General features: G+C 42.7%; 15 protein-coding genes and 1 pseudogene. 6 read left to right on the forward strand and 10 right to left on the reverse strand.

The genetic code is table 11. The annotated features are described in order from the left end of the window. Window positions 1-8: 8 nt before the first annotated feature. The 7 genes and pseudogenes from OTG27_RS02280 to OTG27_RS02310 all read right to left on the reverse strand — a co-directional run bounded on the left by OTG27_RS02280 (window position 9) and on the right by OTG27_RS02310 (window position 6,863). The gene (locus tag OTG27_RS02280; protein WP_057278036.1) at window positions 9-485 is read right to left on the reverse strand and encodes a Na+/H+ antiporter subunit E; all 477 of its coding nucleotides are present in this window, start codon (window positions 483-485) and stop codon (window positions 9-11) included. A gap of 6 nt (window positions 486-491) precedes the next feature. Next, the gene (locus tag OTG27_RS02285) at window positions 492-1,973 is read right to left on the reverse strand and encodes a Na+/H+ antiporter subunit D (RefSeq protein WP_268936088.1); all 1,482 of its coding nucleotides are present in this window, start codon (window positions 1,971-1,973) and stop codon (window positions 492-494) included. Then, window positions 1,966-2,307 carry a Na(+)/H(+) antiporter subunit C gene (locus tag OTG27_RS02290; protein ID WP_241636501.1) on the reverse strand — a complete coding sequence of 114 codons (342 nt, stop codon included), beginning with the start codon at window positions 2,305-2,307 and terminating at the stop codon, window positions 1,966-1,968. Before OTG27_RS02290 ends, OTG27_RS02285 begins: the two co-directional genes overlap by 8 nt. Beyond that, the gene (locus OTG27_RS02295; RefSeq protein WP_034310256.1) at window positions 2,307-2,729 is read right to left on the reverse strand and encodes a Na(+)/H(+) antiporter subunit B; all 423 of its coding nucleotides are present in this window, start codon (window positions 2,727-2,729) and stop codon (window positions 2,307-2,309) included. The genes OTG27_RS02290 and OTG27_RS02295 overlap by 1 nt, the downstream gene beginning before the upstream one ends. Next, window positions 2,726-5,131: a Na+/H+ antiporter subunit A gene (locus OTG27_RS02300; RefSeq protein WP_268936089.1), complete on the reverse strand. Its 2,406-nt coding sequence runs from the start codon at window positions 5,129-5,131 to the stop codon at window positions 2,726-2,728. Before OTG27_RS02300 ends, OTG27_RS02295 begins: the two co-directional genes overlap by 4 nt. A gap of 682 nt (window positions 5,132-5,813) precedes the next feature. Further along, window positions 5,814-6,551, reverse strand: a pseudogene (locus OTG27_RS02305) (transglycosylase domain-containing protein). 15 nt (window positions 6,552-6,566) lie between these two features. Then, window positions 6,567-6,863, reverse strand: coding sequence for a hypothetical protein (locus OTG27_RS02310; RefSeq protein WP_268936090.1), 297 nt, complete (start codon window positions 6,861-6,863; stop codon window positions 6,567-6,569). A 188-nt stretch (window positions 6,864-7,051) separates the two neighbouring features. Between OTG27_RS02310 and kapD the strand changes: the two genes are divergently transcribed. Then, entirely contained in the window at window positions 7,052-7,675 is a 624-nt protein-coding gene (gene kapD / locus OTG27_RS02315; protein WP_034310264.1) for a 3'-5' exonuclease KapD, read from the forward strand. A gap of 37 nt (window positions 7,676-7,712) precedes the next feature. Here the strand turns inward: kapD and kapB are convergent, their stop codons facing one another. After that, on the reverse strand, window positions 7,713-8,099 hold the full coding sequence (kapB, locus tag OTG27_RS02320) for a kinase-associated lipoprotein KapB (RefSeq protein ID WP_268936091.1): 387 nt from the start codon (window positions 8,097-8,099) through the stop codon (window positions 7,713-7,715). Window positions 8,100-8,277: 178 nt separating this feature from the next. Here kapB and OTG27_RS02325 point away from each other — a divergent pair, with 178 nt between their 5' ends. From OTG27_RS02325 to OTG27_RS02340, 4 genes are all read left to right on the forward strand, one after another. Then, a complete protein-coding gene (locus tag OTG27_RS02325) occupies window positions 8,278-8,868 on the forward strand; it encodes a peptidylprolyl isomerase (protein WP_307729979.1) in 591 nt (196 codons plus the stop codon). Window positions 8,869-9,220: 352 nt separating this feature from the next. After that, the gene (locus OTG27_RS02330; protein WP_268936092.1) at window positions 9,221-9,445 is read left to right on the forward strand and encodes a hypothetical protein; all 225 of its coding nucleotides are present in this window, start codon (window positions 9,221-9,223) and stop codon (window positions 9,443-9,445) included. Window positions 9,446-9,613: 168 nt separating this feature from the next. Then, window positions 9,614-10,090 carry a GNAT family N-acetyltransferase gene (locus tag OTG27_RS02335; RefSeq protein ID WP_034310275.1) on the forward strand — a complete coding sequence of 159 codons (477 nt, stop codon included), beginning with the start codon at window positions 9,614-9,616 and terminating at the stop codon, window positions 10,088-10,090. A 40-nt stretch (window positions 10,091-10,130) separates the two neighbouring features. Further along, window positions 10,131-10,745, forward strand: coding sequence for a PH domain-containing protein (locus OTG27_RS02340; RefSeq protein ID WP_034310278.1), 615 nt, complete (start codon window positions 10,131-10,133; stop codon window positions 10,743-10,745). Between the two features lie 40 nt (window positions 10,746-10,785). On the opposite strand, the gene OTG27_RS02345 is transcribed toward OTG27_RS02340, so the two are convergent. Continuing rightward, window positions 10,786-11,643 carry a manganese catalase family protein gene (locus OTG27_RS02345; RefSeq protein ID WP_268936093.1) on the reverse strand — a complete coding sequence of 286 codons (858 nt, stop codon included), beginning with the start codon at window positions 11,641-11,643 and terminating at the stop codon, window positions 10,786-10,788. Window positions 11,644-11,786: 143 nt separating this feature from the next. Here OTG27_RS02345 and OTG27_RS02350 point away from each other — a divergent pair, with 143 nt between their 5' ends. Further along, window positions 11,787-12,542 (forward strand): TraR/DksA C4-type zinc finger protein, encoded by a 756-nt coding sequence (locus OTG27_RS02350; RefSeq protein ID WP_268936094.1) that lies wholly within the window; start codon window positions 11,787-11,789, stop codon window positions 12,540-12,542. Between the two features lie 36 nt (window positions 12,543-12,578). Here OTG27_RS02350 and OTG27_RS02355 read toward each other — a convergent pair whose 3' ends face one another. Beyond that, the gene (locus tag OTG27_RS02355; protein ID WP_268936095.1) at window positions 12,579-13,754 is read right to left on the reverse strand and encodes a MalY/PatB family protein; all 1,176 of its coding nucleotides are present in this window, start codon (window positions 13,752-13,754) and stop codon (window positions 12,579-12,581) included. Between the last annotated feature and the right edge of the window lie 17 nt (window positions 13,755-13,771).

Genomic DNA, 13,771 nt, shown 5'->3' on the forward strand with positions numbered 1-13,771 from the left:
ATCGAACATTATTTGCCCACCTCCATAATCGCTTTTTCAAATGTATTTTTAATGCTGTCCACAGCCTCTTCCTTGTCGGCAATATCCATCGCGTGAATATAAAGAATCCGATTATCTTCCGAAACTTCAACGACAAGTGTTCCTGGTGTAAGTGTAATTAAATTCGATAGTATCGTAATTTCCCAATCCTTGGTCAGCACGGTTTCAAATGCGAATATGCCAGGCTTCATATCCAGGCTTGGTTTAAGCACGGCCTTAAGGACGCTTATGTTGGAAAGTATGAGTTCCCTTGCGAATATGAGCAGCAATAGAACGACGGCATTCACCCTTTTCAAGTAAAAACGATCATTGAAAAAATGACGGAAGACGAACATGATGCCGAGCCCCAATATATATCCGATGATAAAAGTGCTCCCGTTAAACTCATTTTTTAAAAACATCCAGATAAACGCAAGGAACACATTCAGTAAAATTTGGAATGACATCAGGCACTACTCCTTTAAAACCGCTTTGTTATAGATTTCGGGATTCATTAATGAATCTACAGCTTGTGTAATGTATGGGTAAACCGATTCTGTCCCTATTCCGAATAAAATGGAAATGATGACGAGGAGGACTGCCGGAACCAGCATTTTATTGACCTTACCATTAGTTAAGGCATAATCAGCTTTTGGAGTTCCCCAAAAGCCATTCATGAATATTTTCATGACGGAATAGAGGACCATCAAGCTTGAAATTAAGACAACGGCCATTCCCAAGTAGGCTCCTTTTTCTGCAGCTCCCTGAAGAATAAGGAGCTTGCCGGCAAAACCGCTGAACGGCGGGATTCCCGCCAATGATATGGCTGCTATGAAGAAGGTCCATGCAACGGTCGGGTATTCCTTGATCAAGCCGCCCATGTCCCGTAAATCATCCGATCCGCTGATTTTGATCATGATGCCTACCAGCAGGAAGAGTGCAGCCTTAATCAGCATGTCATGAATGATATATAGAATGGAACCCGATAAGGCCTGTTCATTCATGACGGAGATGCCGAATAGAATAACCCCGACGGCGATGATGATATTGTAAATGATGATTTTTTTTACATCCCAATAAGCTATCGCACCAATGACACCGATGATGATGGTCAAGATTGCAAGTATCGCCAGGAATGTATGGGTGAAATCCTGGTCATGATAAAACATCAGTGTATAGGTTCGGAAAATGGAATAGATCCCGACCTTTGTCAGCAATGCCCCGAATAGAGCCATCACTGGAATGGGCGGAGCATAATAAGAACCAGGCAGCCATTGGAAAAGCGGGAAAATGGCTCCCTTCAAACCGAAGACGATCAGAAAGCCAATCGCTATCACCGAGATGATTCCAGGCTGGTTGACCTCCGTTATCCTTTGACTGATGTCCGCCATGTTCAATGTTCCTACGACTGAATAAAGATAAGCCACCATAATGACGAAAAAGGAAGAGGATAGTACATTGACGATGATATACTTCAATGATTCCCTCAGCTGGATTCTCGTCCCTCCGAGTACAAGCAGCACGTAGGAAGCCATCAGCATGACTTCGAAGAATACAAATAGATTGAAAAGATCCCCCGTAAGGAAGGCACCGTTCACCCCAATCAGCAAAAATTGAAATACAGGATAGTAATAATGTCTTTCCCGTTCTTCCCCTATGGAGTAAAACGAGTAAAGCAGTATGGCCAATCCAATGATATTCGTGGTCAGTACGAGCAGCGAAGATAGCATATCTGCGACGATCACGATCCCGAATGGCGCATCCCAGCTGCCGACGCCTAAAGCCAAGATGCCTTGATTATGGACCGTAATCACTAGGTATAAGGAAATTACAATTCCGATAAATGAGGAAAAAAGCGATATCCCTCTTTGCAGCTTGATCTTTTTTGCAAAGAATATGAGAAGGATTCCTGTGAAAAGCGGCCATAAAACAGGCATGAAAGTAAGATTATTCATTCGTTTCCGTACCTCTCATTTCTTCCATGTCATCCGTACCGAGTTCCTGGTAGGTCCGATAAGCAAGTACCAGCAGGAATGATGTGACTCCGAAACTGATGACGATCGCCGTCAAGATAAGCGCTTGCGGAAGCGGATCGACATAGGATGCAGCTTCATCACTTAGCAATGGAACGGAATCGCCTTTCAAACCGCCCATCGTCAAAATCAAAAGGTGGGCGCCGTGACTAAGCAGCCCGGTACCGATTATGATTCTTAAAATGCTTTTGGAAAGCATTAAATAGGTCGCACACATAAATAGTATTCCAATGACAATGGCCATTAAAAGTTCCATTATTCACTCTCCCCTATCGTTTGAATAATGGTCATCGTTACACCAACAACCACAAGATAAACACCCAGATCAAAAAGTACCGCAGTATGAAGCGAGATGTGCCCAAGAAGCGGTAAATCAACGTATTGATAAACATGTGTCATGAGGGGCACCCCGAACACCAGCCCGCCGGCCACGGTCAGGCTTGATATGAACAGGCCTGAACCGATCATTAACTTATAGTCAATCGGCAAAATGCCGGTGACGGTTTTAATGTCGAAAGCGAGCAACAGCAGGACTATGGCGGCTGAAGTCATTAAACCGCCGACAAACCCGCCGCCTGGCGAATAATGCCCGCCTAAAAAGATGGCTACCGCAAACAGCAAGATAACAAAGGCGGCGACTTTCGTAACCGTTTGGAGAATCAGGTCATTTTGCTTCATGATTTATCTTTCCCCCCTGTCAAACGCAATTTGATCATCGCGAATATTCCGAGCGCAGCGATGGAAAGAACAGTGATTTCAAACATCGTATCAAGTCCGCGGAAGTCAACGAGAATGACATTTACGACGTTTTTCCCGCCTGCCTCCTTATAAGCATTTTCAAGATAGTAACTGGATATGGAATCAAACAGTTTATTGCTATGTGCCGATAAGGCGATCAATGTGACGATGACTCCTACACCAATGGATATCATGGCATTATTCAACTTGAACGTCATCCGTTCTTCCTTTCTGCTTGCCATTAACGGGAGGTGGAAGAAACAGAGCAAAAACAGCGATACCGAAATCGTTTCGATGACTAGTTGAGTCAAGGCTAAATCCGGTGCCCGCAGCAAAACGAAAAATAGGGAAATCGTATAACCGACGGCTCCTAAGATGATAATGGAAGTTAAACGGGATCTTGCAAACAGAATGGCGACCGAGCCAATCACGATGATTCCAGCTAATATCAATTCATAAATGCCGATCGGGGCAAAATTCCCTGCATCCAATTTAAATGCATCCTTCCAATAGAGCGTAAAGCCCAAGGAAAATATGAAGAAAAGGAAGATTGAAAGCAGATACGTCCGAATCGAACCTGTCATTAATACTTTCATGACGAAGGAAGCTGAACGTTCGAGCCCTCTTACCACGTTATCATACAAGGCATTCAGGGAGATGCGTTCAGGAATCCACTGAGTGACTTTCTGCCACTTCGGAAGCGTTTTGTATAATAGAATGCCAAATGCTATGATGCCGATGGTCATCCATACTTCAGGTTCGAATCCATGCCAGAAGGCGATATGGACTTGGAAATCCGGTCTCGCTAAGCTCGGCTGTATGCCGGCTACAGCAGGTTTAATGATGGATGAAGACAGCAAGTTTGGAAAAATACCGAAAAAGATGACCAACGAAGCAAGGATGATCGGGGATATTAGCATCCCGGCCGGTGCCTCGTGGGGCTTCCTTTCCAAAAGTTGTAACTGAAGTTTGCCAGTAAAGGGTTTGAGCACGACAATCATGCTATAAATAAAAGTGAATACACTGGCTACCCATGCAACCACAGGGAACAGGACCCCCCATGTATCCATATTGAAGATATCCAATTGCAATACATTCACCATGCTGGCCAGGAACATTTCCTTGCTCAAAAAACCATTGAAGGGCGGAAGTCCAGCCATTGAAAATGCACCTATCACAGCGACAGTGAAAGTGATCGGCATCAACTGCATCAATCCGCCAAGCTTTCTGATATCACGCGTACCGGTTTCATGATCAATGATGCCTGCAACCATGAATAGGCTCCCTTTAAAGGTCGCATGATTAATCAAGTGGAATACTGCTGCAACCGTGGCTGCCAAGTATATATTTTCCCCCAGCGTTTCATAGTGGAGTGCCGCAGCTCCAAGCCCCAAAAGCGACATGATCAATCCGAGCTGACTGATGGTGGAAAAAGCAAGAATCCCCTTCAAATCAGTCTGCTTGATTGCAAAGAATGAGCCCCAGAACAGGGTGATCAATCCGGCGATCGAAACGAGCCAGAACCATAATCCTGATTCTGCAAAAACAGGGCTTAATCGGGCAACCAAATAAATGCCAGCCTTGACCATTGTGGCGGAATGAAGGTAAGCACTGACAGGAGTAGGGGCTTCCATAGCGTCAGGAAGCCAAATATGGAACGGGAACTGTGCGGATTTAGTGAACGCGCCAAGCAGCACAAGCAAAAGTGCAGGAACGAAGAGCGAGTGGTCCATAAGTTCCTCGCTTTGGGCAATCAATTCACGTATGCTGAATGTGTTCCCCATAATGGAAAGGAGAATGATGCCTCCAAGCATGCTTAAGCCTCCAAGCACAGTGATCAGCAGCGATTTCTGCGCCCCGTAACGTGAACGCTCCCTCTCATTCCAATATCCTATCAATAGAAAAGATGATAAACTCGTGAATTCCCAAAACGAATAAAGGACTATTAGATTATCGGAAAGGACGACACCAAGCATCGCCCCCATGAAAAGCAAAAGGAAGACGTAAAATTGGTTCAGCTTTTCTTTCTCCTTCGATAAATAGAAAATTGAATAAAGAACGACGAGTGAACCAATACCTGTAATGAGCAAGGCAAACAAAAGCCCTAGTCCATCGACATAGAAATCAACATCTATTCCGAGAGAAGGAATCCATGTTGTGCTTTCCATAACGATATCCCCTTGTTTGGTCAAGGAAATGAACCTTGAAAAATAGGTGAAAAGGAGAATCGGTAAAATCAATACAAACCAACCTGTATGTATTTGTCGAAATAGTTTGTACAATATTGGTACAATAAGTGCTAATAGAAACGGTGATAATACCGCCCAATGAAGTAAAGACATAAACTCCCCCCTTTTTTAAAAAACGAAGTCAGTCGTCTTATTATGCTTTTTTCACGCAATCCTAGACGTTAGGAAATCTTCGCTGAATATGTATTTTTTTATCGAATGCTTGCCTCGCTTAAAAGTATAACGCAATTTATGAGGGTTTGCATGGCTTTAAAAACGGTGAAGGTCAACTGGAATGATGTTTTATATATAGGTAGAAAAGGAGGGGGAACCGTCCTGAAAAATTTATTAAAAAAAGTTTTTCAACGGTGAATGAGCAGAGTATTAATTGTGAAATAATGGATTATCTTGCATATTATAGGATAAAAGATACACTGGTGAGAAATCATGAAAACACCTATTTAGCCATTTACCAATCATTGCAATCCTGTTATTCAGCTTCTCCTTTGCCATTTATGGGGAAATGCAATTGCTGCAATAGCTTGCTCCGCTAACGAGCTGATTGATGTCAGCATCCGTTTCTTCTAAATAGGGAGCATAATCAAGAAGCGGCTTAATCGCCGACCCTGGCTGCCTATAACTTTGGTATGCCCGATTGAAAGAATTTTTTTTTTAATCTTTTCCCCCAATCAAAGAGACAAGCTCGTGCGTATGATGCTGTATAACCACTAAAGCTCCCTCGATATCATTGACACCGATTTTTGATTGTACAGCAGTCTTTGATTGTGTTTGAAGTTTAGTATCGAGTGCGGTATGGATGGTTACCGGAATTCAAAAGCTTTTTGATCTTTTTATCCAACTCGGCTTCCGCGTTCTTACGTTTAGTGACATCAGTGCTTTGCAGAGAGTTGTAGAGACCCTCGGAGGATGCCACCAGGTTTTTCAATTCCTGATGAACATATGTCACGTAATCGGGATATAAGTCGACCGGGATGGACAAGTCTAATTTAATCGTACTTTTGATAAGACTTTCATACTCGGCCTGTTCTAATGCACCATTGGCAACCATTTGTTCCAGCATTCTCTCCTGACGCTTTTTCGTCGCATCGAAATGTTCAAGGGGATTATAGTATTCCGGATTATTAGGGATTGCGGCAAGGAAGGAAAGTTCCGCCTTGGTTAGCTCTCCAGTCGGTTTACTTTAAATAATATTGGGAAGCAGCTTCGATTCCATAAGCTCCATTACTGAAATAGATGGATTCAAATATAGCTCCATGATTTCCGGTTTTGATTTTTTTCGCTCTATCTGATAGGCATAAATGAGTTCACTGAGTTTTCGGTTATATGTCCTATCATGTGATAGATAAACATTCCTGGCCAGTTGCTGGGTAATGGTACTGCCGCCTTGTTCGATTGTTTTATTTTGTGAATTGATAAGAAGCGCCCTGCTTATGCCGGATAGGTCGACTCCTGCATGATCATGAAATTTCTGGTCCTCTGTAAAGATGAACAGATTTTCCAGGTAAAGGGGGATGTCTTCAAGTTTTAATTAAGTCCGTTTCTCACCAGTGGAAATTTCACTGATGACCTTTCCATTTGCGGCCTTCATGTAACTATTCTGAGCCAGTTCTTTCGATTCAACAGGAATTCGCTCGTCGAGTACATGATAGGGAGATTGTGCTAAGGACCACTCCTGATGGGAAAGGAAAATGAAAAGGATCAATACCGGAACTAAGAGGGAAATCGTGATATAGCCAGATACGTGCGCATAGTTCAACTTCCTAACTAATATATTTTTAGTATGTCCTTGGAATGAAGGAATGAAAAAATGGTATTTTTGGTTCATTCATCCAACACGATCAGGTAGACGATAAAGGGTTTTGGGTAAATTAGGTATGACGGCAAGCGCGGTATCCGAATGGTGTGTTGCGATCCAAAGAAATAACTTTCTAAATCTTCTGTTATAATAATCTCGTGAGAAAAAACGATGTTTGTTTATATGTTGATGTCAGGAATATGAAGGGGGTCATAAAAATGGAGGAACAACAGCAATATGTATTCATAGATTTTGAATTTACGATGCCGGAAGGAAAAGCCAATCCAACGGGGTTTTATCCGGAAATCATTGAGGTTGGTTTAGTCACAGTCATTAATGAGACCATTGAGGAACAATTCTCATCTTTTGTTAACCCATTGAAATTTCCAGTTTTAACGGGAAGATGCAAGAAGTTCTTGAACATTACCCAGGATCAGGTGGACCGGGGGATTTCATTTGAAGAGCTGGTTGCGTTATTGAAGAAAATAGATGAACAGCACCCGACGACGATTGTTACTTGGGGAAATATGGACATGAAGGTGCTTCGCCAGAATTGTCAGAAGGCAGGATTGGATTTCCCTTTTTCAGGGAAGGAAAATGATCTATGCCTGGAGTATAAACGCTTTTTCGGGGATCAAAATCAAACCGGACTTTGGAAAGCTGTACAGGCCTATGGCAAAGAAGGGACAGGCAAGCATCATAGGGCGCTGGATGATGCGATTACGACATATAATATCTTTAAGTTAGTGGAGAAAGATAAAAGTTATATGAAAAATCATGAACCGACGACAATTGGCGACCGCATTGATTTATCAAAGGTATTGAATCATTTAGCGTTATAAAAGCCAAATCATATACTACTGATTTGGCTTTTAAGCTTTATTTGAAATAATCCGCCGCTAGATCTTCAAGCAACTGTAAGCTTTTATCATTCCACTCTGTTTGGGCTTCGCTTAAAGTGCCTTTCATTTTATCAACAGCTTCTCTTAAGGATTCCTTATACTCCGGAATCCCCTCATCGAAAGTCCTTACCATATTCTTTGGTACATTGGTTTGCTCCCGGAATGCAAGAGCACGCCGCTGATGGAACATTGACACTTCCGTTTGCTTCGGGTTATGAAGATCTCCCTGCATGGGGTGCTTCAAAACAGCCAACACTCTAACAAGATATGCAGCAGGTCTGATATCGGTGACTTCCCCGATGTATTTTCCAGTTTTATATATGGCGGTAACCTTATCGCCGATTTTAAAATCCTGTTCTGACATTTCCCTACCACCTTTCTTTTAACTTCCTTCATGATACATAAGAACAACGATTTTTCACAGCGAATTTGTTCAATTTCGTAAAGATGCTTTTTTTATGAAAATCGTGTAAAGTGTACAAATGAAGATGAAAAATGGTGTTTCATGCCATTTTATTTTAAAAAGAAAGAGGTTATGTACAATGACAAACTTTCCGCAATTAACAAGTGAAATTTTGGAAAATGAAAAAGCGGTCATCATGCAAACGACGATGGGCGATATTAAAATTAAACTATTCCCTGAACTTGCTCCAAAGACAGTGGAGAATTTCTTGACACATGCTAAAAACGGTTATTACGAAGGAATCATCTTCCACCGTGTCATCAAGGATTTCATGCTTCAAGGCGGAGATCCGACAGGGACTGGAATGGGTGGAGAAAGTATTTGGGGAGCTCCATTTGAGGACGAGTTTTCCATGCAATTATTCAATTTGCGCGGAGCTCTTTCCATGGCTAATGCAGGCCCGGGAACAAACGGCAGCCAATTCTTCGTCGTACAAGCCCAGCATGTGGACAGCAGGATGGGTGAGCAAATGAAGCAAGCCGGTTATCCGGAAGAAATCATCAGTGCTTATATGGAACAAGGAGGCACACCTTGGCTGGATCATAAACACTCTGTTTTTGGACAAGTGGTCGAAGGCATGGACGTTGTTGATACGATTGCTAACGTAGAGACAGTTGCGGGAGACAAGCCAGCAGTTGACGTTGTCATTAAAGGGATCACCATTCTATAAATAAAGGCTGTTTTCACATACTTTGTTGTTATTTTTTTAAAACGAAACTATTTAAGGTTGATTGGAGCGGAAGTGCGAGACTCCTGCGGGAGCAGCGGGATAGGTGAGACCCCACAGGCGTTTACGCCGAGGAGGCTCACCACCCGCCCCGAGGAAAGCGAGCATCTGGAGGGGAAATCAACCACAACTCACAACAACAATCTTTACGAAAAGAGCCTAAATAAAAGATAAGCGAGGGGCTCAGTGCCTCTCGTTTTTATGTTTTAGTGGAATAGGCCCACTAGTGGATTGTTCTGGTAATTGATATAATGAGAGAATGCAGTTTAATTCCCTATCAGGAAGGATGTAACGGATGGACTTTCTCAATCATGCTTTACTAGGTTTGTTTCTTTACTTTCCGGAAGACAAGACTGAATATATCTCGGCTGGTATAACTTGCTTCATTTTTTTAGTGGCGGCCGTTTTTACGATGAGGGCCATTATAAGATATTCAAAGAAGGAAGAATTGAAAACGAAGCAATTCGAAGATGAGGTCACCAGAAGGAACCGGCGTATAAAGGATGATACGATTTCCTGATCCCGGAAGATGCCTGCATCGCGAGCCCCTTTTTTTTGATATTGATTATCTGAATATGAATGGTATTATGTTTTGTTAGAAGGTCGTAAAGAATTAAATGTTCCTTTCTCAGCATAAGCATTTTATACTATAAGCATAGAGATAGAAATTTTGGGGGCGTAATTGGTTATGCAAATCGTAGCTAAAAGAATGATTGCGGCAGATACGGTCAAGGATTTTTTCATTCAGCACTGGGAGACGACTCAAGTCGTTTTTTCAAGAGGCTTGTTTCATTATGCGGAACTTGAGGGTGTTGGGGTGATGGACGAGAATGGAAAAATCACGGGGTTGGGAACATACAAATTATCCGACCATGTATGTCAGATCATCTCTTTGAACAGTGAGCATGAGAATCAAGGTGTGGGCTCATCATTGCTTTATGTGATGGAAAATATCGCTAAGGAAAAAAATTGCCATACTATTAAAGCGATTACAACGAACGATAATCTACAGGCGTTGAAGTTTTTTCAAAAGCGTGGTTATGTCATTTCGGAAATCGTTAAAAACGCCGTGGAAGAATCACGGAAAATCAAGCCGGAAATACCATTCTATAGTTTTGATGGAATTCCGATCCGAGACGAGATCATACTTGAGAAATGCTTATAATAAGGTGAAATTCACCTGGATATTGATAGGGGGAATGGTTATGTTTAAGAAAATGGCAGCTGATGCCCTTGGTCTTAGTGATATTGGAAGTGTGATTAGTCCTGCAGATTATGACAAGGTGGATGCAGATGATTATATCATGCATGAAGATGGGGAAAAAATCTATTTCCTGATTAAATCGAAAACCGATGAGTACTGTTTCACGAATCAAGCGTTCATACATTTGGACGGCACAAGTGCGATCAGCAAAAAGCGAACACTTACGAGATATAGCTACAGCCAGTATACGATTTCCAACGCCACGCTTGAAACCGCAGGGACAGTGGATTTGGATGCGGAAATTAAATTTTCGATCGGTGCAAAGACTTTCTCCATTGATGTCCATAAGAAATTCATTGAAGAATTAAAGGACTTGTTCAAATCACTCGTGAAAATATCGGAAATTAGCCATGAGAATGAGTTTGCCCTTCAATATGCCCAGCAAAGCGTAAACCTTGCTTCTTCCACTTTGAACCAGGTTCGAACTGATGGAAGCCAAATGGCGGCAAGTTTCAAGGAAATTAATTCGGCCGCTTTCGAATGGTTGATGGACAGCCGGAAAAAGTACCATGTGAAAGATTTTGGCTTTGTTTTTGAGAAATATATCAATAATTAAAAAAGAAGGCGAACACAGAACGATGTGTCCGCCTTCTTTTTTAATTATTCAAATCACTCAATCCCGGGCTATGCTCATTTGGCATATCCGGCATTTCAGGGACCGGGAATCCTTTTGGCGGCTCGGTAACAGCAAGGTTTCCGCCATTTCGGCTAGGTGTCTCCCCTTGGAAGATCTGGCTGATCCGTGTTTCATCCATCCTGAAATTGAATTGGGCATTATGGTAGCCTAAATCCACATATTTGCGGCATTCAGGATATTTGTTCAAATCATAATTAGGCACAGGGAAGATTTTTCCCCAGTCGACCCCAAGCGTCTCCAATGCCTTGGCAAATGCATTTTGGTGGGCATTGTCGCGAACCATTAAAAATGCCAGTGTTTCGCGCATTGTTTTATTGGAACTCATTTCATAAATCCTCGACTTTTGCAGGACTCCCGTAGATTCAAGCATGACATTATTCAAAAGGTTCGCCACAAGATTACCGTGATCATAAACCCATGATCCGTTCCAAGGATTGCCGCCAGCATCGACGGGCAGGGATGCTTTCGCACCGATGATGAAATGGTGGGGGTTTGCGCCGCCTTTGATGACTTCATCCAATGGGGCGCTATCGGTACCGGAATCTCCAGGCATATCCCCGCCAGCATCATTCAGCAGCTGATTGATGGTTGATTGGACAAGTTCGACGTGGCTCAGTTCCTCCAAGAAAACCCCGCGAATTAAATCACGATATTGTTTAGCCTTGCCGCGGAAGTTGGCACTTTGGAAAGAATATTGCATCATTGTCCGCATTTCACCGAATTGCCCTCCAAGCGTTTCCTGGAGCACTTTTGCTGCATTTGGATCAGGTTTATCGGGAACGATCATATTGATTAAGTCTTCTTTATAGAAGTACAAATGGAAGCCCTCCTTAAAATGAATATTTCTAAGTTAGCTTCTGTTATCTGAATTAAATTATTCCTAAGGTAAAAAGTACCTTTATGGAATGGCGGGAAGAGAGAAATACTAGAGGGAAGAACGATTTTGAAAGGATGTTGCACATGCTATCCAATCAGCAGCTAAAAGAATTTCAACAGCAATTGCAGCAAACGAAGCAAGAGTTGGAAGAGCGATTAAATGATTCAGGCAACTACGATTTAAGAAGAAGCATGGAGGATTCGACTGGTGAGTTATCGAGTTACGATAATCATCCGGGAGATGAAGGAACCGAGTTATATGAACGGGAAAAGGATTTAGCCCTTTCCGAGCATGATCGGGATGAAATAAGGGATATTGAACGAGCGCTTTCTGCCATCGAGGCAGGTGGGTATGGAAAATGCGAGGTTTGTTCAAAGGAAATACCTCTTGAACGTTTGAAAGCGATCCCTACTACCACTTATTGTGTCGAGCATACCCTCTCACAGGAAACTTCGCACAATCGGCCAGTGGAAGAGGAAGTGCTCGGACCCCCATTTGGGAGGTTTGATTATGATGACCGGCATGAATCGGTTGCGTACGATGCGGAAGATTCTTGGCAGGATGTTGCCAGTTATGGAACATCTGAATCGCCTTCCGATTTCGTAAATCCGCCAAACGATTACGAAGATATGTATGTCGAGTCCGAAGAAAATGTCGGCTATGTAGAAAATTATGAAAATTTCGTAGGTGTGGATTTATACGGTAAAGAGGTAACGGTATATCCGAACTCTCAATATGAAGAATTGAAGGAAGAACTTTTTGAAGAAAATATTCAAACCCCATTTGGGGATTTGCCCCGATATGAGCATGATCCATATGTGGATGAAGAAAAAGATTGAAAAAGAAGAACCAGGATTCTAAGCCTGGTTCTTTTTTTAAGAAAAAGCCAATTTCAACCGGTTTAGCCCATCCATCAGGACGCTGCGTGAACAACCTAGATTCATGCGGACGAAACCTTCTCCGCCAGGTCCGTATTTAGAACCAGGCTCCAATGCGAGCTTCCCTTGATGGATCAGTCGATCCTTTATTTCCTTGTCGGTCAATCCAAGGTCACGGCAGTCAATCCATAAAAGGTAAGAGGCTTCCGGATGCATGACATGCAGTGAAGGAATTTCGGCTGCAATGAATTCCTCAGCCACTTTTATATTCTCCTCAATGTAGCCAATCATGTCTTCAAGCCATTCCAAGCCCTCCCGATACGCGGCTTCCATTGCTGTTAAGGCAAAGATGTTAAGGCCATGGAAGGCCAGTTTCGTTTGCGCCATTTGCAGTTTCTTCTGCAATCTTTCACTACTGGTGATCAGGAAAGAAGCCTGAAGGCCGGCAATATTGAATGTTTTGCTTGGCGCCATCAATGTAACGGTCCTATCCGCTAATTTTCCTGAAAGGGAGCCGATCGGATAATGCTTGGATGTTGTATGGAATAAGTCAGCATGTATCTCATCACTGACGATGACTACATCATATTTTTCACATAGCTCCCCGATCCGCAGGAGTTCAACCTTTGTCCAAACGCGTCCGCCAGGGTTATGGGGACTGCAAAAAAGGAATAGTTTCACTCCGCTTTTCAGCTTGTCCTCAAAATCGTTGAAATCAATCTCGAAGCGGTCCTTTTCTAAGATAAGGGGACTGTTGACCACTTCCCGGTCATTATTTTTGATCATATCAAAAAATGGGGTATAGACGGGAGATTGTAACAGAATTTTTTCGTCCGGGTTCGTGAATGCCTGGATCGTTGTACCGATTGCGGAAACGACACCGGAGCTGAATGAAATCCACTTCTTATCGATTTGCCAGGAGTGCCGGTCTTTAAGCCAGCTTTGAATTTCAGTGAAAACCGTTTCAGAAGGGACGGTATAGCCGAAAATCGGATGATTCAAGCGTTCCATCAATGCCTTTTGAATGCCCTCAGGAGATGGGAAGTCCATATCGGCAACCCACATTGGCAGAACATCCTCGCGCCCATATAAGGATGTGAGGGAGTTTTTATCCCATTTTGCAGACCCTGAATTTTCCCTGTTGATTTGTTCTTCAAATATTGATTTATTCAAAATATCCACCACCGAAT

It is taken from the genome of Peribacillus sp. AS_2, from assembly GCF_026891895.1.
Classification (GTDB): Bacteria; Bacillota; Bacilli; order Bacillales; family DSM-1321; genus Peribacillus; species Peribacillus frigoritolerans.